This is a genomic window from Corynebacterium provencense (genome assembly GCA_900049755.1).
In the GTDB taxonomy this organism is placed as follows: Bacteria; Actinomycetota; Actinomycetes; order Mycobacteriales; family Mycobacteriaceae; genus Corynebacterium; species Corynebacterium neomassiliense.
Window position 1 is genome coordinate 913241 of record LT160592.1, and the last position, 20016, is coordinate 933256.

The 20016-nt window shown below is 66.9% G+C and carries 21 protein-coding genes; 3 read left to right on the plus strand and 18 right to left on the minus strand.

The features are described 5' to 3' along the window. Window positions 1–258: 258 nt before the first annotated feature. From BN3906_RS14015 to BN3906_RS04205, 5 genes are all read right to left on the minus strand, one after another. Window positions 259–360, minus strand: a complete 102-nt coding sequence (locus tag BN3906_RS14015) for a 30S ribosomal protein bS22 (protein ID WP_003855542.1) — start codon at window positions 358–360, stop codon at window positions 259–261. A gap of 270 nt (window positions 361–630) precedes the next feature. Beyond that, window positions 631–831, minus strand: coding sequence for a helix-turn-helix domain-containing protein (locus BN3906_RS04190; RefSeq protein WP_066584510.1), 201 nt, complete (start codon window positions 829–831; stop codon window positions 631–633). Between the two features lie 237 nt (window positions 832–1068). Beyond that, window positions 1069–1914 carry a pyrroline-5-carboxylate reductase gene (gene proC, locus BN3906_RS04195; RefSeq protein ID WP_066584511.1) on the minus strand — a complete coding sequence of 282 codons (846 nt, stop codon included), beginning with the start codon at window positions 1912–1914 and terminating at the stop codon, window positions 1069–1071. A gap of 71 nt (window positions 1915–1985) precedes the next feature. Further along, entirely contained in the window at window positions 1986–2957 is a 972-nt protein-coding gene (locus tag BN3906_RS04200) for a hypothetical protein (RefSeq protein WP_066584512.1), read from the minus strand. Between the two features lie 215 nt (window positions 2958–3172). Then, on the minus strand, window positions 3173–4126 hold the full coding sequence (locus tag BN3906_RS04205) for a Ppx/GppA family phosphatase (RefSeq protein ID WP_066584515.1): 954 nt from the start codon (window positions 4124–4126) through the stop codon (window positions 3173–3175). A 156-nt stretch (window positions 4127–4282) separates the two neighbouring features. Here BN3906_RS04205 and BN3906_RS04210 point away from each other — a divergent pair, with 156 nt between their 5' ends. Continuing rightward, window positions 4283–5191, plus strand: coding sequence for a DUF3109 family protein (locus tag BN3906_RS04210; protein WP_390620328.1), 909 nt, complete (start codon window positions 4283–4285; stop codon window positions 5189–5191). A gap of 67 nt (window positions 5192–5258) precedes the next feature. On the opposite strand, the gene BN3906_RS04215 is transcribed toward BN3906_RS04210, so the two are convergent. The 6 genes from BN3906_RS04215 to BN3906_RS04240 all read right to left on the minus strand — a co-directional run bounded on the left by BN3906_RS04215 (window position 5259) and on the right by BN3906_RS04240 (window position 11736). After that, window positions 5259–5975: a winged helix-turn-helix domain-containing protein gene (locus tag BN3906_RS04215; protein ID WP_066584521.1), complete on the minus strand. Its 717-nt coding sequence runs from the start codon at window positions 5973–5975 to the stop codon at window positions 5259–5261. Window positions 5976–6094: 119 nt separating this feature from the next. Next, window positions 6095–7465 carry a sensor histidine kinase gene (locus BN3906_RS04220; protein ID WP_066584529.1) on the minus strand — a complete coding sequence of 457 codons (1371 nt, stop codon included), beginning with the start codon at window positions 7463–7465 and terminating at the stop codon, window positions 6095–6097. A 15-nt stretch (window positions 7466–7480) separates the two neighbouring features. After that, window positions 7481–8236 carry a phosphoglyceromutase gene (locus tag BN3906_RS04225; protein ID WP_066584532.1) on the minus strand — a complete coding sequence of 252 codons (756 nt, stop codon included), beginning with the start codon at window positions 8234–8236 and terminating at the stop codon, window positions 7481–7483. A 138-nt stretch (window positions 8237–8374) separates the two neighbouring features. Continuing rightward, window positions 8375–9013, minus strand: coding sequence for a type III secretion system chaperone family protein (locus BN3906_RS04230; RefSeq protein ID WP_066584535.1), 639 nt, complete (start codon window positions 9011–9013; stop codon window positions 8375–8377). Window positions 9014–9125: 112 nt separating this feature from the next. Then, the gene (gene mshA / locus BN3906_RS04235) at window positions 9126–10466 is read right to left on the minus strand and encodes a D-inositol-3-phosphate glycosyltransferase (RefSeq protein ID WP_066584538.1); all 1341 of its coding nucleotides are present in this window, start codon (window positions 10464–10466) and stop codon (window positions 9126–9128) included. A 25-nt stretch (window positions 10467–10491) separates the two neighbouring features. Continuing rightward, window positions 10492–11736 (minus strand): UDP-N-acetylmuramate dehydrogenase, encoded by a 1245-nt coding sequence (locus BN3906_RS04240; RefSeq protein ID WP_390620317.1) that lies wholly within the window; start codon window positions 11734–11736, stop codon window positions 10492–10494. Window positions 11737–11894: 158 nt separating this feature from the next. Between BN3906_RS04240 and BN3906_RS04245 the strand changes: the two genes are divergently transcribed. Next, window positions 11895–12395 carry a DUF2505 domain-containing protein gene (locus BN3906_RS04245; RefSeq protein WP_066584541.1) on the plus strand — a complete coding sequence of 167 codons (501 nt, stop codon included), beginning with the start codon at window positions 11895–11897 and terminating at the stop codon, window positions 12393–12395. Window positions 12396–12512: 117 nt separating this feature from the next. Further along, a complete protein-coding gene (locus BN3906_RS04250; protein WP_147592750.1) occupies window positions 12513–13406 on the plus strand; it encodes an LmeA family phospholipid-binding protein in 894 nt (297 codons plus the stop codon). A 62-nt stretch (window positions 13407–13468) separates the two neighbouring features. Here the strand turns inward: BN3906_RS04250 and deoC are convergent, their stop codons facing one another. The 7 genes from deoC to BN3906_RS04285 all read right to left on the minus strand — a co-directional run bounded on the left by deoC (window position 13469) and on the right by BN3906_RS04285 (window position 20003). After that, window positions 13469–14131 carry a deoxyribose-phosphate aldolase gene (gene deoC / locus BN3906_RS04255; RefSeq protein WP_066586071.1) on the minus strand — a complete coding sequence of 221 codons (663 nt, stop codon included), beginning with the start codon at window positions 14129–14131 and terminating at the stop codon, window positions 13469–13471. 47 nt (window positions 14132–14178) lie between these two features. Beyond that, window positions 14179–14484: a DUF2516 family protein gene (locus tag BN3906_RS04260; RefSeq protein ID WP_066584543.1), complete on the minus strand. Its 306-nt coding sequence runs from the start codon at window positions 14482–14484 to the stop codon at window positions 14179–14181. Window positions 14485–14523: 39 nt separating this feature from the next. Next, window positions 14524–15825, minus strand: a complete 1302-nt coding sequence (locus tag BN3906_RS04265; RefSeq protein WP_066584545.1) for a DUF445 domain-containing protein — start codon at window positions 15823–15825, stop codon at window positions 14524–14526. Between the two features lie 151 nt (window positions 15826–15976). After that, entirely contained in the window at window positions 15977–16315 is a 339-nt protein-coding gene (locus BN3906_RS04270; protein WP_066584548.1) for a hypothetical protein, read from the minus strand. Window positions 16316–16450: 135 nt separating this feature from the next. Next, a complete protein-coding gene (locus tag BN3906_RS04275) occupies window positions 16451–17200 on the minus strand; it encodes a succinate dehydrogenase/fumarate reductase iron-sulfur subunit (RefSeq protein ID WP_066584552.1) in 750 nt (249 codons plus the stop codon). After that, complete coding sequence (locus tag BN3906_RS04280) at window positions 17200–19233, minus strand: fumarate reductase/succinate dehydrogenase flavoprotein subunit (protein ID WP_066584555.1); 2034 nt, start codon at window positions 19231–19233, stop codon at window positions 17200–17202. Before BN3906_RS04280 ends, BN3906_RS04275 begins: the two co-directional genes overlap by 1 nt. Before the next feature lie 29 nt (window positions 19234–19262). Beyond that, window positions 19263–20003: a succinate dehydrogenase cytochrome b subunit gene (locus BN3906_RS04285; protein ID WP_066584557.1), complete on the minus strand. Its 741-nt coding sequence runs from the start codon at window positions 20001–20003 to the stop codon at window positions 19263–19265. Between the last annotated feature and the right edge of the window lie 13 nt (window positions 20004–20016).

Consider the following 20016-nt stretch of genomic DNA (forward strand, 5'->3'; position numbering starts at 1 on the left):
CGAGGCGGGGGTGGGGCGGAAGGCGCGCGGAAGGGATGGAGAGTGAGGGGGGGGGCGGGCCGCGGGCCGGAGGGGGGGGGGGGGGAGGGGGGGGGAGCAACGGCGCGCCCCCGGGCCCCGGTTATTCCTTTGAACACAAATTGAAAGGAAAAAAGGAGACAAGCCCCACACATCAAGATGTGTATAGGAGACGGGGTGCACACCGGGGCCACGCCTCTGTACTGGTCGGAGAAGGCACCGCCGCAGCGGCGCTCTCCCCTACTTGCCGAGTTTCCGGCGCTGAACGCGGGTACGGCGAAGCATCTTGCGGTGCTTCTTCTTCGACATGCGCTTGCGGCGCTTCTTGATGACAGAACCCATAGGTCCTCCTCGTCAATGCTTCGGTAACGGACAACTTGTGGTCGGTACCCGGCCACCTGTTCACGGACGTTCCCACAGGGGGGACAGCCACAGCCGGCCGGTAGCGGCAAGGACCAATCCGAGACCGAACCGACACGAATGGCTTCCAGTCTATCGTCCCCACGTGCCGCGAAACAAAAGACCCCTTCTTCCACGGGCGTCACAGCCGTTGTGGGGAAGGGGTCCGGTGGCGCGGGAGCGCACGAGGATCAGCAGGGTACCGTCGAGAATTCAGCCGACCTGGTCCGCATTGTAGATCGACGAGCCGAGGTAGTCCTCGACCGCCTGTTCATGCACGCGGAAAGACCGACCCACCCGCACCGCCGGCAGTTCACCGGCGTGAACGAGCCGGTAGACGGTCATCTTCGACACCCGCATCAGGTCTGCGACCTCCGCGACCGTCAGGAATGTGCCGTTGCCGTTACTAGCCATACTGTTCCATCCTCACGACGGCTCCGTGCGCTGCAGGCTTCCCCTCCTGCAGAGCGAAACACACGGAGCGTTGGGACCATACTAGCGTTATCACTGTGACTGGTGCGATACGACGGGATGAATGACACCCGTGGGACACCCGTTCCGGGCATATGCCGGTGACACCCCGATGTCGCGGGGGTGACATCCTCCACCCCTGCCGGTGCGCGCTCCGCCGCCAGGCACGGCAACGCCTGCTCAGTCCTCCTCGACGGCCGGCCTGCCCAGCTCCGCGGAGCGACGTGCACAGGCCTCCGTCGCCCGGTAGAAGGCGGCACGCAGTCCGTTCTCCTCCAGCGCTCGGACCGCTGCGGCGGTGGTGCCGCCGGGACTGGTGACGTTGCCCCTCAGCTCCGCCGCCGAGCTTCCGCCCTCTACGAGCATCGCGGCGGCACCTTCGACGGTGGCGTTCGCGAGCCGGGTGGCGACATCCCTCGTCAGTCCGAGATGGACGCCCGCCTCCACCAGCGCCTCGGACACCAGGAAAATGTAGGCGGGCCCGGAACCCGAGACCGCAGTCACGGCGTCCATGTCCTTCTCTGCCACGATCACCGCGGTTCCCACCGCCCCGAGCAGGTCCCTGACAGCCTCCACCTGCTCCCGGCGGGCGAACCTTCCGCCGGCGACAGCGCTCATACCTTTGCCGACGAGCATCGGGGTGTTCGGCATGACACGGACGACCGGCACCCCGGCCGCCAGGGCGTTCTCCATGGACGCCAGTGTCACTCCTGCCGCCACAGACACCACCACGGTCTCCGAGTCATTGGAGTCCAGGGTCGCGGAGATTTCCTCGAGGACCGTGGACACCGCATAGGGTTTCACCGCGATGACCACGATGTCCGCTTCCGTGACAGCCTCGGTGGCGTCGTCGGTGGTCGCCACCCCGTAGGTGTCGTGGAGATGGTTGAGGCGGGACTCGTGGTGGTCGACGACCGTCACGTCCTGCGGGCTGATGTCCGCCGCGGCTCCGGTCCTGTCCGCGACAAGGCCCGATGCCAGGGCCTCGCCGATGTTCCCGCCGCCGATGATTGCGATTCTGGTCATACCCCCCAGAGTGCCAGGCCCGGCCGTCGTGCAGCCACCCGGGGCGGCTTCTGCATCCGTTCCGGACAGTGTCAGAGCGCGAGAATGAGCCGCGGTCCCACTGTCAGCGCCAGGCCGACGACGAAGGTCAGCACCAGCAGCAGGGTGTCACGGTGCCGGAGGAGGGCATGCACCACTCCGACACAGACGAAGGTGACCACCAGTGCCATCGCGAGCACCAGCGCGGTACCGAGACGGTCCCAAAGCACGGTGAACCCGAAGAAGATCAGGACGCCGACGACGACGGCGAACAGTGCCTGACCGATCATCGCCGGCCAGGAGATCGTGTCGTCCTCGTATTCGACTACCTCGTCCTCGGCCACCGTCACGGGAACCGCCGTGGAATCCGCCGCAGGCTGACCTGCCGACGGATCGGTGTCCTCCTCCGGCCCGGCGGTGTCTGCCACTTCAGCCACCTCAGCGGCCGCGGTGGTGACCGGGGCGTCCGGAATGTCCCCGGTGACCGCCGTGTCCGACTGCGCCGCCGTGGCCGCCGCATCCCCGGCATCTTCCCCGGCATCGGCGTCCTGCGGGGTACCGTCAGCCGGAGCGTCCTCAGAAACCGGCTCCTGAGACTCCTCCGGGGACTCTTCCTGAGACTCTTCCGGGGCCTCGGCCGGGACCTGTGCGGCAGGTGCGGGGCTTTCCAGCAGGGAGTCGGGGACGACAGCCTGGACCACGGTGGGCTGCTGGTCGTACTCGCCGACGCGCTTCACCGGGGCAGAGCCGTCGGACCCCTCGGGAGCGGCGGTCCCTGAACGCGGCACCGGCAGCACCGGGTCCGCCTCGTGTCCCCCGTGGATACGGGTCGCGTCGCCGGAGCTCCCGGATCCCTGCGCCTCGTCACCGTCGACCCTGACGACGGGGATGGACCCGGTCAACTCCGATACGGAGATGCCCCCCTCATCGAGGTTGCGACGTCGACGGGGCCGGTCGGAGGCGTTCTTCCCACCGGCCTTTGCATTGCGGGCCAGAAGCTCCGCGACCGTCAACTTCTCACTCATCCTTGATTCCCATCAGTCTCAGGTCACCTGCGCACCGGTGTGCGTACCCGGTCCAGGCTCGTGTTACAGGTTCATCACTCTACAGACGTCGTCAGTCAACTCACATCACACCGGCCACTGCAGCAGGCACAGCCCCGGTTGCCACAGAGGTCCACACAGGTCCACACAGGTCACTGTACTTCACGACCGATACCTCCGCGGCCGCGGAGACACGGTCACCCGTCGACCATGAAACCGGAGACACCGTCTCCGGCGTCCGCCCGCCGCAGGATCACTCCTTCCCGGAGTGCCCAGGGACACATCTGAAGCTGTTCGATTCCCAGGTGCCGCATCGCAGCCTCGGCGACGAGAGCGCCGGCGACGATCTGGTGCGACCTGTCGGCGCTGACCCCTTCAAGTTCGGCACGGTCCGCCGCGGTCATCCGTGAGATGAACGCCGTCAGCTGGCGTAGGCCGGGTCTGGTCAGAACGCGGCGCACACGGGGACCTGCTGAACTGGGCGCCGCACCTGTCAGTCTCGCCAGCATGCGGAAAGTCTTCGAGGTTCCGACCGCGAGATCCACCGGTCCGGCGTCCCTCAGCTTCTTCGCCGGGGCGTCCAGCGTGTCGTCGATGTACTCCGCGAGTTCCCGGATCTCCCGTCGGCTCGGCGGGTCTGTCTCGAACCAGTCATGGGTGAGCCTGCCGGCACCGAGGTTCACGGACTCGGCCACATCCGGCATTTCATTGACTCCCACGGACATCTCGAGGGACCCGCCACCGATGTCGAGGTCGCAGATGCGGCCGGCCGACCAGCCGTACCACCGACGGACGGCGAGGAAAGTCAGTCTGGCCTCGGACGGTCCGGAGAGGATGTTGAGGCGTACCCCGGTCTCGTTCTCCACGGTGTCCAGGACCTTCTCGGAGTTGCTCGCCGACCGCAGCGCGGACGTCGCGAACGGAAGCAGCTCATCGCAGTGGAACTGTTCGGCCATCTCCCGGGCCAGACCGACTCCCTTGATGAGCTTCTTCGACCCTTTTCCGGTGATGGCACCGTCCTTGTCGAGGTACTCGACCAGGCGCATCGGGGTCTTCCAGTTGCTCATCGGTGTCGGAGGGCCGCCGGGGGCCATGTCCACCACCACGAGGTGGACCGTGTTACTTCCCACATCAAGGACGCCTAATCGCACAGCTTCCAGGATAGCGGGACCGGTGGACCACCGCTGTCATCCGGGTGACACCGACCCCGGCCTAGAGTGGTATCCGTGACTGATCCGGCCCGTCTGCTCGCCACCGGCTACCCTGAGGGCACTCCCGCCGACCTTTCCGTCCGAGACGGACACGAAATGCCGGCGGACCATCCCCGGGAATGGCTCGAGTTCATCGACCCCGCCGACCCGGAACACATCATCCAGGTCGACCTGACCTGGTTGACCTCCACCTACCGTTGCAGGTTCGGCACCGGCACCTGCCGCGGGATCGACACGGCGAACCCGGATGTCGGCTGCTGCGTGCACGGCGCATTCCTCACCGACGAGGACGACCACGGTGCGCTCACGGAGATCGCCCGCCAGCTCACGGACGAGGACTGGCAGCTGCGACGGGAGGTCCTCGCACTCGCCGACAGAGACGCCGACAGAGGCGCCGACACAGACACTGGAGACACTGAAAGGGACGGCGACTCCACGGGCGATCCCGGCCCCGAGCCCTGGCTGGTGTGGGATGAACTCGACGACGAGGAGACCGGGGAGCCCGAACCCGCCCTCAAGACCCGGGTCATCCGCGGCGCCTGTGTCTTCGCCAACCGGGCCGGATTCCCCGGGGGTGCCGGCTGTGCGCTCCACGGGTGGGCGCTACGCCACGGGGTGCCGCTCACCGTGGCCAAGCCTGAGGTGTGCTGGCAGCTGCCGCTTCGCCGACTGGAGGAGCGGGAGACCAGGCCGGACGGGGTGGAGATGGTCAGGACGACAGTGACCGAGTACACCCGGAGGGGCTGGGGCCCCGGCGGTGAGGACTTCGACTGGTACTGCACCTCCGACCCCGCATGCCACAGCGGGTCGACCGGCCTGTGGGAGTCCTGCGCCGAGGAGCTGCGGGAACTCATCGGCCCGGAGGCCTATGAGGTTGTGGCGGAACACTGCCGGGTCCGGCAGTCGCTGATCAGCTCCACGGCAGAGGGGGCCGGGCTGTCGCCGTCGGGACTGCCGCTGCTGACCATCCATCCGGCGACGGTCGCCGCGCACGCCGGAAGGTGAGAATGTGCCGGCGGCGCCACTGTCCGGCGCGTCCTGTACGGAACCATGTCGCCGGCGACGCCGCAGGTCAGGCGAACTTGTAACCCAGGCCCCGGACGGTGAGGAGCTGCACCGGATGGGAGGGGTCCTCCTCGATTTTGCCCCGCAGCCTCTTGACGTGGACGTCGAGGGTCTTCGTGTCCCCGACGTAGTCCGATCCCCACACCCTGTCTATGAGCTGGGCCCGGGTCAGCACCCGACCTGCGTTGCTCAGCAGGTATTCGAGCAGGTCGAACTCTTTCAGCGGCAGTGAGATCTCCTCACCCGCCACTGTCACGGTGTGCCGGTCGACGTCCATGGTGACCCGTCCCGCCCGCAGGACGGTCGAACCGCTGTCGTCGGAGGCACCTTCCCCTCCCCGCCGCAGGACGGCGCGGATTCTGGCGATGAGTTCTCTGGCGGAGTACGGCTTGGTGACGTAGTCGTCGGCTCCGAGTTCCAGTCCCACGACCTTGTCTATTTCACTGTCCCGTGCGGTGACCATGATCACGGGCACCGGGGAGACTGTGCGCAGTTGCCTGCACACCTCTGTGCCGGACATGCCGGGGAGCATCAGGTCAAGCAGGACGATGTCCACCGGCCCGGACGGGTGCCCCGGTCCCGCAGCCGCAGTGTAGACCTCCAGAGCTGTCGGTCCGTCAGCGGCGGTCGTCACCACGAAGCCTTCCCGCTCGAGAAGAAATGCCAGAGGTTCGGACAGTGACTCTTCGTCTTCGACGATGAGTACGTGCGGCGTGCTGTTCACGGTCGTCGAGTCTAGGCGTCGCTCAGGGGGCGTCGCGGCAGGTCGCTGGGGGTTCACCCTGTCTTCTCCGTAACTTCCCGGTAAATTCTCTGTGACTTTGCCCGAACGTCTCCACGAGTTCATCTGCCCGTCACCTCCGGGTCGTCGGGTCGGTCGTCGGGTCGGTCGGCAGGCCGGTCTCCGGTGTTGCTCACGGCGTCTCCGGAAGGTTCCGGGCCCGGGGTGGAGTCCACCGTCCCGTCATCGACGAGATCGGCAGAGGTCAGTTTCTCCGGGGTCGGGACCTCGTCGGGTTCATCTGCCGCCTCACCGTGGTACACGGGGAACTCCAGTGCGAACGTGGAACCGGTACCGGGACGCGACCACAGGGACACATTGCCGCCGTGGTTGATCACCGTGTGCTTGACCAACGACAGTCCCAGCCCCGTACCCCCGGTACTCCGCGACCGTGCCTGGTCCACCCGGTAGAACCGTTCGAAGACCCGCTCCTGGTCACGCGGTGCGATCCCGATGCCGTGGTCGGTGACCCTGATCACCACGGATTCACCTTTGACTGCCCTGGTCACCGAGACCGGGGTCTCCTCCGGGGAGTAGTTCACCGCATTGGTGATGAGGTTCGACACCGCCGACACAAGCAGTGACTCGTCACCGAGCAACCGCGCCCCCGAGGGGGCGTCGGTCTTCAGCTCGATGCCGTGCATCTCCGCGATGGCCCGCGACCGTGCCACCGCGGCGTCGATGACGTCATCCACCTCCACGGGACGGGGATCCGGCAGGGACGCCGCACCCTGGAGCTTCGACAGGGTTATCAGTTCGCTGATCATCGTGGACATCCGGACGGTCTCCTTCTGCAGCTTCTCCGCGAAATAGGAGACGGACGCCGGATCATCCTCTGCCTCGACCAGTGCCTCCACAAGCAGTGAAATCGCCCCGACCGGGGTCTTCAGCTCGTGGGAGACATTGGCGACGAAGTCCCGCCGGGCGGACTCCATCCTCACGTTCTCGGAGTTGTCCCAGGCATAGACCACCACAAAGCGGTCGTCCGCGGAGGTGAGCTGGCGAACCCTGCACAGGACCGAGAACAGTGGACGGTCCCGGGGACCCGTCGACTCGGGACGGTAGACGAGTTCCCGGGGTTCACTGTCGTCGAATACCCGCTCCGCCAGGCGCCACACCTGCGGTGACAGTGCACGGTCCTCCACCACACCGAGTTCCCCGGCAGCACGGTTCGCCAGGACAAGGTCCTGCCGGGTGTCGACCACGGCGACACCGGTGGGGGCGGTGTCGAGGGCGAAGTGCATGACCTGGGCCACCGTGGACAACTGGTTGTGTGCGATCCCCTCGGCGATGCGCCGGGCGTTGTCCTGTCTGGCGTGTTCGCGTGCCCGGTGGCGGGCACGCCGACGGACGAGGGCCACGGCCAGTGCCGCCAGGGCGGTCACGACGATGCCGATCAGGGCACCGACGAGCAGTGCCGATGTCGTCCCCACGTCCCCCCTCCCCGACTACTTTCCGCCCTGGGCGGCGACAGCGGCGGCACCTGCGGCCGCGGCGTCAGGATCCAGGTACTCCCCACCCGGGTTGGTCACCGTCCCGTCCGGGGCGAACCGGTACACCAGCGGGATGCCGGTGGGGATGTTCAGCCCGGCAATGTCCTCGTCGGAAATCTTGTCGAGGTGTTTGACCAGAGCGCGCAGGGAGTTTCCGTGCGCGGCCACCAGTACCGTCTCCCCGGCCTCCAGGCGGGGGAGGATCTCCACCGTGAAGTAGGGAACGAACCGCTTCACCACGTCGAGCAGGCACTCGGTACGCGGCGGGTTCTCCAGACCGGCGTAGCGGGGGTCACCTGCCTGGGAGTACTCCGACTTGTCGTCGAGTTCCGGCGGCGGAGTGTCATAGCTGCGCCGCCACGCCATGAACTGGTCCTCCCCGTACTTCTCCTTGGTCTCCGCCTTGTTGAGTCCCTGGAGTGCACCGTAGTGACGCTCGTTGAGCCTCCAGTCGCGGACCACCGGGATCCACAGCCGGTCGGCGGTGTCGAGTGCGATGTGCGCGGTAGTGATGGCGCGACGCAGCAGAGAGGTGTACAGGACCTGCGGTTCCAGACCTGCATCTGCGATGAGACGTCCGGCGTTGCGGGCCTCCTCCCGGCCCTGGTCCGTCAGATCGACGTCGACCCATCCTGTGAACTGGTTGGAGGCGTTCCACTGACTCTGGCCGTGGCGCAGCAGAATCAGGGTGCCGTTGCTCGAATCACTCATGGGCCCTATTGTGCCACGCCAGACCGCGGGTGCAGAGGCGGGTGCCCACGCGTCCGGGCGGTCGAGTCCGCCGTCTCCCCGACACCAGGGACACAACCGGAGCCCGACCGCTGTCACGGAAAGGGGACCGGACGCCTGTTAGGACGACGGTGGAACCGGCGCTCCCCGGCCGGGAACCGGGACGGAGGCCCCGTCCTCCACCGTGGCGTCCTCCCCCTGCTCCCCCGGCCCCTGCTCCCCCGGCCTCTGCTGCCCCTGCCCGTTCCCGGCACCGTCAGACGGACGCAGCTTCCCGAACGCCTGCAGGTTCCGGGTCGACTCACCACGCTTGAGACGCCACTCCCACTCCCTGCGGATAGAGCTCTCGAACCCTGTCTCGAGGATCCGGTTGAAGTCTCCGTCCGCCAGCTCCAGCACGGTGCCGAGGATCACCTGCACGTCGTCTGGGGTGAGCGCGTCGGTGAACTGGCCCGCCAGGTAGATGTCGGAGTTGTTGTCCAGGGTGTAGTGGACACCGAAGGTCTTCCGGTTGTGCTGCAGAAGCAGCCGGTAGACCTCCGCCTCGTTCTCCTCGACGGCGCGGCAGACGAAAGCCTCCACCCTCACCCCGTTGTCCTGGGGGATGAACAGGGTGTTCGTCTTCAGTCTCCGCTCCCCCGGCAACGCGACCACCGCAATGCCGTTGGAGACCGTGTACCCGGTTCCCCCGCGCTCCGGGTCACCGTCCGGACCTCCGAGCGCGGCATCCAGCAGGTCCGTCAACTGTGCGAGTTCCATACCCCCGAATCTACCCCGGGACCGGGCCCGCCACCGGCGTTCCCCGCAGGACCCCGCGCAGACCCCTGCCTGCCCCTGAGCGGACCCCTGCCGGCCCTGGAGCGGACCCGGATCACAGGGGACCCTGCGGTACCCCGTGGGCGGCACGGAACGGTGAATCCACGACCCCGTCCCCGAGAACCTCCGTGTACACGTCGAGCAGCTTCTCGACCGTCGAGTCCCAGGAATAGGTCAACGCGTGGGCGGGAGCCGCGGCACCCATTGCGATACGCAGCTTGTCGTCGAGGACCAGCTCCTCCAGTGCCTTCGCCCACACTTCCGGGTCATGGCCGTCGACAAGCAGACCGCTCGTCCCCTCAGCCACGGTGAGGGGCAGCCCACCGACCCTGGCGGCGACGACCGGCGTCCCCGACGACTGGGCCTCCAGGGCCACCAGCCCGAAGGATTCGTTGTAGCTGGGGACCGCGATGATGTCCGCCGCCTGGTACACGGTCACGAGTTCCTCGGGAGGACGCGGCGACAGGAAGCGCACGTACCCCGACACCCCCAGTGACGCCGCGAGATCGTGGAGTTCGTCAGGCCTCTCCAGACCCGTTCCCGACGGTCCACCGCAGATGACGACACGGATGTTCTGCTCCGGATGACGACGGATGAGCTCCGCCGCCGCGCGCAGGAGCACATGGGGACCCTTGAGCGCCTGCAGTCGCCCGATGAAGGCGATGACCTTGGCTCGCAGGGGAATGCCGAGTTCGCGGCGGGCACGTTCGGTGGCACGGTCAGATCCCGGAGTGAACCTGCCGACATCCACCCCCGGGGCGATGACCGAGATACGGCGGGGGTCGGCGTCGTAGGCCTCCACAATGGCCGCTGACTCGTCCTCCGTGTTCACGATGATCCTGTCGGCGTTGTCCACGATCTGCTGCTCACAGATGCGCCGGGACTCCGGTTCAGGGGTGTCCCCCGCCGCCAGCCCGAGGTTCTTCACCGCGGCCCAGGTGTGTGCGGTGTGCACCAGCGGCACCCCCCACAGGTCGCGCAGCAGCCAACCGACCTGCCCGGACAGCCAGTAGTGCGAGTGGATGAGATCATAGGCTCCCGCACCCGTACGCCCGCAGGTCGTGCGTTGACCCGCCCCGCCCCCGGCACTGCCCTGCGCCTCGGACCGGACGAACGCGATGACCGATCCGGTGAACGCCGCCAGCTGGGTGGGCAGTGACTCCTTCGGCAGTCCCTCGAAAGGGCCCGAGACACAGTTGATGACCCGGAACCCCGGTTCAACCTCTACTACCTCCCCCTGGGACGCCCTGGTCGCCCTGGTGAACACGTCGACCTGCGCCCCGTGGGAAGCAAGATGGGAGGCGACGTTACGGATGTAGACGTTCATGCCCCCGGCGTCCCCGATCCCGGGCTGTTCCAGGGGTGAGGTGTGCATGGAGATCATCGCGACGCGCATGACCGCCCATGTTACGTCCGGGGAGCTACTCCGGCAGTGTCACACCGACCCACACGGGTTCGGGGACGAGACTCACACCGAAGGCCTCGCGGACCCCGTCACGCACCGCCACCGCAAGAGCGACGATGTCGCTGCAGGACGCCCCGCCCCGGTTCGTCAGCGCGAGAGTGTGTTTCGTCGACAGTCCCGCCCTCCCGGTGCCGCCCTGCGCGGCCGGGACCTGCCACCCTTTCGGGAAACCGGCGTGTTCTATCAGCCAGGCGGCGGAGAACTTGAACGCGGGTGCGGCCTCACCGCCGTCAGTCCCGCCGGCCCCGCCGTCACGGGGACCGGAGGGAACCGTGACCGGGTAACAGGGCATCGACCCGGCCACCGCGGCCCCGCACCGGGCCGTGACCTTCGCTGCCACGGCGTCCCTGGCGTCCTCCCCCTCCACCACAGGATTGGTGAAGAACGACCCCGCCGACCAGGTGTCATGGTCGGCCGGGTCGAGGACCATGCCCTTGCCGCGCCGCAGCTCCAGGACCGCCTCCCTGACATTCCTGACAGGACGCCGCGGAGCAGGCTCCTTCTCGCTGACGCCCAGTCGGCGGGCCAGCTCGCCGAAGCGCAGGGGGGCGGAGAGACCGTCGGTCGTCAGGCGGAACTCCACAGCGGTGACGACACCACGGGCGGTGAACTTCAGGTTCGAGTACCGGTACGCCAGGTCGAGGGAGCCCGGTTCCACCCAGGCCAGTTCACCGGTGGACCTGTCCAGCAGCTGGACACGGTGGAGACAGCGGGAGACCTCGGCACCGTACGCACCGATGTTCTGCACCGGGGCGGCGCCGACGGTGCCGGGGATGCCGGAGAGACACTCCAGGCCGCCGTAACCGGCGTCACCCTGGGCCACGGTCCAGGCCACGAGATCGTCCCATACCGTCCCGGCGGCGGCTCTGACGACAACCTCACCCCCGGCGTCCACTCCGACGACGGACGGTGGCGTGCCGGCCACCGGCACCACAGCGACGAGACCGGAGACATCGTCACCGACGACAAGATTCGAACCACCACCGACGACAAGCAGCGGCACTCCTGCCCGGTCCAGCCCGCGGACCGTCCGGGCCAGAGCGGTGGAGGTCGCACACTCCAGGGTTGCCGCCGGACTCCCGCCGACCCGCAGGGTCGTCATCTCGGAGAATGCCCTGTCTCGCAGGGACACTCCGTCAACGTCACGGGCCAGCGACAGGGCCGGCGACTCGGACGGGGACGGGGACACGGGAAGGGACACGGACGGGGACCGGGCCGGTACACCGGCAGGTGACCCGGGTGAGACGGTCGGGTCTGGCACATCCGGCACCGTGTGACCGTGACCGGTCACCTCCGGTGAGGGGGCGGGACGGGGACTGGGGTCAGCGGAACTCACCCCGCTTACCGTAGTCTGTTCGCATGACTACTCACATCGAAACCTCGGCCACGGTCAATGCACCGGTCGAGAAGGTGTTCGCAGCCCTCAGCGACCGTGCGTACTGGGAGTACGACGCCGCCAATCTCTCCGATGAACCCGGACAGGTCGCCGAGTTCTCTGCGGACGGTGGGGTCGACGTCACCCTCTACGAGGTCCTCCCCACAGACGCCCTGCCCGAGGCGGTCCGGTCCATGGTGTCCCAGAACCTCAAGCTCAAGCGGGTCATCCACTTCGGCGAACTCACCGACGACGTCTCCAACGGCGACATGAGCGCCGAGATCAAGGGCGCCCCCGTGAAGTTCACTGCCGAGCTCACCCTCGTCGGCGAGAACGGTGCGACCACCCTGGAGGCCGAATCCGACGTCGACGTCAAGATCCCCATGATCGGCGCCGTCATCGAGCCCAAGGTCGCTGACGCGGTGAAGTCCATCCTCATCAACGAGGCCGCCCTCATCGAGAAGTGGATCGCGGAGCAGGCCTGACCACTCCCGCACCACTCGCCCGTCACTCCCCCGGAGCCGGCGGAACAGTGCGCACTGCCGGGGTGCTGGCAACCCCGCTGTGGAAATGCAGGGTCCCTGTGGGTCACACTGGTAGGTGTGAGCCATCACCAGAATCAACCCGCCAGCACCCGTCGGCCCGGACGCGCACTGAAAATCACCGTCACGGTGGTCCTCCTGGTCGTCTTCCTGCTCGTGGCAGCAGAAGTCGGCCTGCGCGCGTACATGAAGAGCCAGATAGCCGACAGGGTGGAGAACTCCGCCACCGCCCAGGGCATCCAGCTCACCGGAACGCCGTCGGTGAGCATCGACCGTTCTCCCCTGCTGCTCGGTCTGGTACGGGGGAAAGTCCCCGGCCTCACCGTCGACATCCCCTCCAGTCTCTCCGTGGACTACGAGGACAGTGACCGCTCCCGGCCGGTCATCACCGGCCAGCCGGCGGCGACCGTCACCGCCAGGGACGTCGACGCCACCGGTGACGACCCCCTGGTCGGGGAGTTCACCGTCAGTTCGCTGCTCCCCCCGGAGTACCTCCTCGCGGTGATCCAGAAGTCCGCGGCAGAGTCCGGCACAGCCACCGGAGCGGGGGATGCGGCAGGCCTGATGGGAGGCCTGCTGCAGGTCACCGCGGTGACACCCGACGCGGACTCCGGTGTGCTCGACATCGAGATCAGTGGCGGACTGGCGACGGTGTCGATGAGCCCGACCGTGACCGACGGCGCGCTCAGTTTCGACGTCGCCGACGTCAAGATCTTCGGACTCAGTCTCCCGGAGGAACTCACCGCAGGACTTGCGGACTCACTCCGCCAGTCGGTGACCTCCACCGACCGCCTCTCGATCACGGATGCGGTGGTCGACGCCGGAGGCCTGAACGTCCGCCTGAGCGGCAACGACCTGCGGATCAACGACATCACCTCAGAAGTCGACGGCATCACCGTCGGAGCCGCCACCCCTGGTGGGACCGGGACCGCCGGAACTCCGGCGGCCGTCTGATCCCTCAGCCCCGGTCTGACCCCTCATCCGGTCAACGCCGTCCTGCACCCCTGCCGTCCGGGTCAGTTCAGGGGGGCTCCGGCGAGAACCGCCTCCGGCGCGGACACCCCCAGGCGGGTGGCACCCGCGCCGATCATCGCCACCGCGGTCCCCCAGTCGCGGATACCCCCGGACGCCTTCACCCCGAGCCCCGGACGCCCCGGACGTGCCCCGACCTCGTCGGCCATGATCCTGACCGCCTCCACCGTCGCGCCCCCCGCCGGGTGGAACCCGGTCGAAGTCTTCACGAAATCCGCCCCCGCCGTCGCGGCCGCCCGACATGCCGTCCTGAGCTGTTCCTCGTCAAGAAGTGCAGACTCCACGATCACCTTCAGCACCACCGGAGCCGGGACCGCCTCCCTGACGCAGACGATCTCGGAGACGAGGGCGTTCACGTCGCCCGCCAGGGCGGCGGCCACGTCGATGACCATGTCAACCTCGTCCGCGCCCGCCGACACCGCCAGACGTGCCTCGCTGGCCTTCACCAGCGGATGGTGCTTGCCTGAGGGGAAGCCCGCCACCGTCGCGACCCGCAGCTGCGCTGCATCCGCGCTGAGGAACTCGCGCAGGGGAAGCATCGACGGAGACACGCACACCGCCCCGCAGCCCAGACGTACGGTGTCCTCCACCAGCACGGCAACGTCCCTGCGGGACGCCTCCGGTCGCAGGAGCGTGGCGTCCGTCATCGCCGCGACCTGGGCCCGGGACAGGTCTCCGGACGCCCGGACGCCACTCACTGCGCGTTCCCCAGTACCTCACGGATCGACGGGCGCACGTCCTGCCAGTAGACTCCGACAACCACCGCTCCGATGATCCAGATGAACTGGACGTTCAGGGGGACCAGCAGCACAATTCCTGCGGCCGACCCTGCCAGGGCCAGGATCCAGTTCGTCTTCTTCCGGTCGATGACGTAGAAGGCGTCCTCCCTGGTCATGGCCGCCTGGACGGCACCGACCACGGCCAGCACGACGACAAGGGCCTGTATGACCAGCTCCAGGATCGCGAGAGCCTGGAAGCCGTATATGACGGGATTGTCCATGGTCGCCGAGTCTACCGTCCACACCCCGCAGCCGCGTCCTCAGAGCATCCCGAAGACAAGCTCGGACAAGGTGTAGATCGCCAGGCCGGCCAGAGCCCCGACCACCGTACCGTTGACCCGGATGAACTGGAGATCCTTGCCCACCATCAGTTCGATGCGGTCACTGGCCTCGTCCGCGTCCCAGCGCTCCACAGTCTCGCCGATGATCCCGGTGACCTCCCCCGCATAGTTCTCGGCAAGGTAGGACGCCGCGCCCACGATCCGGCGGTCCAGGTCCTCCCGCAGTTCCCGTTCGGTGCGCACTCTGGTGGCGAACGCCGTCACCCAGGCGACGATCCTGCGTCTCAGCAGCGACTCCGGGTCCCGGGCCATGTCCGTCAACGTTGACCGCAGGCTCTCCCACAGGTTCGCGGGCAGGGCACGGACAGGAGCCGAACCGAGAATGTCGCCCTTGAGGTCCTCGACCCTGCGGATCATCGCCGGATCATCCTGCAGGTCCTGCGACAGCTGCAGCAGGAATCTGCGGATGGCATGCCTGGCCTCGTGGTCAGGGTCCTCCCGGACGTCCCGGGTGAAGGCGACGAGCTCCCGGTGGACCCTGTCTCCGACAAGATCCCGGACGAACTGCGGCGCCCAGGTGGGTGTCCTCTCGTCCAGCAGCCGCGCCACGAGATCGCCACTGCCCGTGGCCTTCTCGTCGAGCCACACCACCACCGCGTCCACGGCCGGTTCCACTTTCCCGTCCTCGATGAGCTGCTGGAGGGCCCTGCCCAGAGGGGGACCCCATTCCGGCTCGGCGGCACGGTCGATGACCAGGGTGCGGATGAGCTGTTCCGCCTCCGCAGCGTCAATGCCGTTGACGACCAGGTCGACGAGGCGTGCCGCCTCGGCTCCTGTGCGTTCCGCACCTCCCCGGTCGAGAACCCACCCGGCGGCACGTTCCGGGATCCGGGCGTCCTCCAGTTTCCTGGCGATGAGGGTCGCGTTGAGGAAGTTCTCCCCGACAAATTCGCTGAGAGACCTTCCGACCTGGTCCTTCTTCTGCTTGATGATGGCCGTGTGCGGGACGGGGATTCCGAGGGGATGGCGGAACAGAGCGGTCACGGCGAACCAGTCCGCCAGCGCACCGACCATCCCTGCCTCCGATGCGGCGCGCAGGTAGCCCGTCCAGGCCCCGTCCCTGCCCGTCGCCTCCGTCCACCTGCAGAACAGGTAGACCAGGGTGGCGAAGACAAGAAGTCCGGTGGCGACGGCCTTGTGGCGGCGGAGATCCCGACGGCGTTCGGCCTCGACTTCAGGCGACGGGCCGGGGACGGGCAGCGGTGCGGTGGGCGTGGTCACCGCTCCAGTATCCCATCCCCGCTGACGGTGCCGTGACAGCAGGACGCCCCGTGCTCCGCGTCAACGGCGGAGAACGGGGCGAACTGCACTGAAACCACTGGAGGAGGTGCCGACCTGCCGGGTGTCCACCCGGCGGCCCGACGTGTGGCTGTCAGATACGGCCGGTGGCTTTCTGGTACCGGTGGTACGGTGTCCGTCCCACGTGGATCAGGTAGGAGCCGAGGGCGAAGAGGAAGACAGCCGCGATGATTCCGACGGTACCGATCACGTTGCCGTGCTCAGCCATCGGCGAGGTCGTGTCCGCCCCTGCGGCGAACCCGTAGACGAAAGTGCCGAAACCGGCGACAGAGGACAGGAGGATTCCCATCCCGATCCAGGTTGCCGCCCGGTGCAGTGACGAGTACGGGGAGTCCCAGCTGGACGGGACGAAGCCGGGGAGGTAACCGAGATCCTTGTCGGTGACATCGACGCTGGTGCCGTGAGCAGACATTGTTTCCTCTTTCATCTGTGTTGACTACTGGTGAGTGTAGAACACTCCCGGTCCCGCCACCGAAGCGGAGAGGAGACACCTGGATCTCCTCCCCCTGCCCGGGTGTGGCAGACAGTCGACGACGACCCGGTGGGCCTAGTCGTCCTTGCCCCGGAGCGCGGCGCGGGCACGTTCCTTGGTGATCGCCGCCACCGCGGTCAGGGGGATGCCGGCGGGGCAGACGTCCGCACACTCGCCGTAGAGGGAGCAGGGGCCGAAGGTCTGCTCGATCTCGTCCACCATGTTGCGGGCACGGCGTCCCCGTTCCATCCGGCCCATCGGGGACAGGGTGAGGTGCACGAGCTTGGCGCCGGTGAACAGGTGGGCCGCACCGTTGGGGCACGCGGCGACACAGGCACCGCAGCCGATGCACGCTGCATGGTCGAGTGCCAGCTCGGCATCGTGGTGGTTGACCAGCAGATGGTCGGCGTCCGGGGCGGTGCCGGCCATGATGGAGACGAATCCGCCCTTCTCCATCACCCGGTCCAGCGCGGAGCGGTCGACGACCATGTCCTTGATCACCGGGTATGCCGCGGAGCGGAGGGGTTCGAGCTTGAGGGTGTCACCGTCGTTGAAGCTGAACAGCCGCTGCTGACAGGCCGGCTTGTTCTTGTCGGGGCCGTGGGGACGGCCGTTGACGAGGAGCCCGCAGGTTCCGCAGATGCCTTCACGGCAGTCGGAGGCGAAGGCGAAGGGTTCCTTGCCCGCCTCCACGTACCCGGAGTTCACGTGGTCGAGAAGCTCCAGGATGGACATGGATTCAACGGCGTCGGGGACGTCCACGGACTCGAAGTGTCCCTGGGAGTTGCGGTCCGCCTGCCGCCAGATTTCAAGATGCAGTTTCATTACTTGTAGTTCCTTGTCATCAGCGGGATGCGGTCGAAGTACAGGGGCTCGGAGTGCCTGATGAACTTCTCCTCACCGGCCGGTTCCCATGCGGACACGAAGCACCAGTTGTCGTCGTCGCGCTTCGCCTCGCCTTCCTCGTCGAGGTGGTCCTCCCGGTAGTGGGCACCACAGGACTCGTCACGGTCCAGGGCGTCCACGCACATCAGTTCACCGAGGTTGAGGTAGTCGGCGACGCGGACGGCGTACTCGAGCTGCTGGTTCATCTCATAGCGGCCACCAGGCACGAAGACGTTCTCCCAGAAGTCCCGGCGTACCGCCCGGATCTCCTCGATACCCTCCTGCATGTCCTTGACATTGCGGGCGACACCACAGCAGCGGTAGAGGATCTCACCGAGCTGACGGTGGTAGTACTCCGCGCCGTGCGGGTTCGGTCCACGGATGTTGAGGATGCGGTCCAGCCGCTCCTCGGCCCTGCGCAGCGCGGCCTTGGCGGCCTCCGACTCCGGATCCGGCACATCGGTACCGAGCAACGGTGCGAGGTAGTTGGGGATGGTGAACGGCAGGGTGAACCAGCCTTCCACCGACGAGGACAGCAGGGAGTTGGCACCGAGCCGGTTGGCGCCGTGGTACATCCAGGAGGACTCACCGGAGCAGAAGAGTCCGGGGATGGAGGTCATCTCGTGGAAGTCGGTCCACAGCCCACCCATGGTGTAGTGGCAGGTCGGGGCGATGCGCATCGGCGTCTTGTAGGCGTCGTCGCCGATGGCCTCCTCGTACATCTGGATGAGGTTGGAGTAACGCTCCCTGATGACGTCCTCGCCGAGGTTCTTGATGGCGTGGGTGAGGTCCAGGTACACGGAGTTGTGCTTCGGTCCGACACCGTATCCGGCGTTGATCTGCTGCGCATTGGCACGGGACGCGATGTCGCGGGGCACCAGGTTGCCGAAGGCCGGGTACCGGCGCTCGAGGAAGTAGTCACGCTCGTCCTCGGGGATCGTCATCGGATCCCGGTCGTCGCCCTTCTTCTTCGGGGTCCAGATCCGACCGTCATTGCGCAGAGACTCCGACATGAGGATGGTCTTCGACTGCCAGTCGGAGTTCACCGGCAGTCCCGTCGGGTGGAACTGCACGAACGACGGGGACGCCATGTAGGCGCCCTGCTCGTAGGCACGCATGATCGCGCTGGCGTTGGAGTTCTTCGCCAGGGTGGACATGTGGTAGACGTTGCCGTACCCGCCGGTGGCGAGAACGGTCACGTGACCGGTGTGCACGCTGAGTTCGCCGGTGATGATGTTGCGGGTGACGATGCCCTTGCAGACCCCGTCCTCGACGATGACGTCCTGGACGTCGGAGTGGGTGAAGATCTCCACGTGTCCGGCGCCGATCTGACGGTACAGTGCCGAGGTCGTCGCCAGCTGCAGCTGCTGTCCGGTCTGGCCGCGGGTGTAGAAGGTGCGGGAGACCTGCACACCACCGAAGGACCTGTTCGCCAGCGTTCCGCCGTACTCACGGGAGAACGGGGCGCCGATGGCGTTCATGTGGTCGATGACCTTCGGGGACTCCATGGCCAGACGCCAGCAGTCATTCTCCCGGCAGCGGTAGTCCCCTCCCTTCACCGTGTCCTTGGTGTGGTTGTAGGTCGAGTCGTTGTCCAGCCGCTTGGCGCGCGAGGAGTTCACGCCACCCTGCGCGGCGATGGAGTGCGCGCGGCGGGGGCTGTCGTGGTACGTGAACACCTTCACGTCGTAGCCGAGTTCACCCAGTGCCGCCGCGGCGGCTCCGCCGGCAAGTCCGGTGCCGACGATGAGGACCCTGAACTTCGCACGGTTCAGGGGGGAGACCAGCTTGAAGTGCTCTTTGTCGTACTGCCACTGCTGCTGCTGTGACACCTCGTGCGGGGCATTGTCACCGATGACCTTGCCGACCTGGACGCCGGGGACCTTCGACTCGGGGGCCTGGAAGGCTTTCAGGGCCTCGGCGTAGTCGAAGTCCTCGGTCTGGTTGTGCGGGTGGGGCTTGCTTGTACCCATAAGTGTTCTCTTCTCCTAGTCCGGATCCGCTAGCTGCCGAAGCCGCACAGGACGGCCACAGGTATCGAGATGTTGCCGATCATGACTACCGCCGGGAGCAGGTACGAGATCCACAGGACGACCTGCCGGGTACGGTGACCGGTGATGCCCAGATCCGACGAGGCCAGCCAGATCCCGTGCGTGGCGTGCAGGAAGAGCACGATCATGCAGAGGATGTAGAAGACGGCGACGAGGGGACGCTCGAAGGAGGCGACCAGGTTGTTGTACGCCGCACCGTGCTCGAAGGAGTCACTGGCGACACCCTTGCCGATGGTGAGGTCGAGAATGTGGAAGATGATGAAGAGCAGCAGGACGGTACCGGTGCCCAGCATCGAACCGGCGGTGAAGGTGTTGAGGTTCTTCACCTTGCCGTAGCGGCGGTTCTCACCCCTGGACTGCTTGGACCGCATCTTCAGCACCACTGCGCAGTAGACGTGCAGTACCAGGCAGACGATGAGGACCACCCGCAGGATCCACAGGATGGTCTCGTGGGGGAAGACCGGCTCCCCCATCCGGCGCAGGAAAGCAGCGTACTCGTCGAAGTGTTCCTCACCGGTGTAAACCTTGAGGTTTCCCACCATGTGGAACAGGACGAAAAGGACGAAGACGATGCCAGTCACGGCCATCGTCAACTTCATCGCCCAGGACGGGAAATCCGGCTTCTCCCGCAGCGGTCTAATGTTCAGCTTCCCGTGCTCCAGTGCGACGGGATCATCGTATTTAACAGTCATGGCACCTCCAGTG

Bases quoted from the DNA above. Each gene is read 5' to 3' on its own strand.
- BN3906_RS14015 (WP_003855542.1), bottom strand. From the start codon at position 360: ATGGGTTCTGTCATCAAGAAGCGCCGCAAGCGCATGTCGAAGAAGAAG.
- BN3906_RS04190 (WP_066584510.1), bottom strand. From the start codon at position 831: ATGGCTAGTAACGGCAACGGCACATTCCTGACGGTCGCGGAGGTCGCA.
- proC (WP_066584511.1), bottom strand. From the start codon at position 1,914: ATGACCAGAATCGCAATCATCGGCGGCGGGAACATCGGCGAGGCCCTG.
- BN3906_RS04200 (WP_066584512.1), bottom strand. From the start codon at position 2,957: ATGAGTGAGAAGTTGACGGTCGCGGAGCTTCTGGCCCGCAATGCAAAG.
- BN3906_RS04210 (WP_390620328.1), top strand. From the start codon at position 4,283: ATGCCGGCGGACCATCCCCGGGAATGGCTCGAGTTCATCGACCCCGCC.
- BN3906_RS04225 (WP_066584532.1), bottom strand. From the start codon at position 8,236: ATGAGTGATTCGAGCAACGGCACCCTGATTCTGCTGCGCCACGGCCAG.
- BN3906_RS04230 (WP_066584535.1), bottom strand. From the start codon at position 9,013: ATGGAACTCGCACAGTTGACGGACCTGCTGGATGCCGCGCTCGGAGGT.
- mshA (WP_066584538.1), bottom strand. From the start codon at position 10,466: ATGCGCGTCGCGATGATCTCCATGCACACCTCACCCCTGGAACAGCCC.
- BN3906_RS04245 (WP_066584541.1), top strand. From the start codon at position 11,895: ATGACTACTCACATCGAAACCTCGGCCACGGTCAATGCACCGGTCGAG.
- deoC (WP_066586071.1), bottom strand. From the start codon at position 14,131: ATGACGGACGCCACGCTCCTGCGACCGGAGGCGTCCCGCAGGGACGTT.
- BN3906_RS04260 (WP_066584543.1), bottom strand. From the start codon at position 14,484: ATGGACAATCCCGTCATATACGGCTTCCAGGCTCTCGCGATCCTGGAG.
- BN3906_RS04270 (WP_066584548.1), bottom strand. From the start codon at position 16,315: ATGTCTGCTCACGGCACCAGCGTCGATGTCACCGACAAGGATCTCGGT.
- BN3906_RS04275 (WP_066584552.1), bottom strand. From the start codon at position 17,200: ATGAAACTGCATCTTGAAATCTGGCGGCAGGCGGACCGCAACTCCCAG.
- BN3906_RS04280 (WP_066584555.1), bottom strand. From the start codon at position 19,233: ATGGGTACAAGCAAGCCCCACCCGCACAACCAGACCGAGGACTTCGAC.
- BN3906_RS04285 (WP_066584557.1), bottom strand. From the start codon at position 20,003: ATGACTGTTAAATACGATGATCCCGTCGCACTGGAGCACGGGAAGCTG.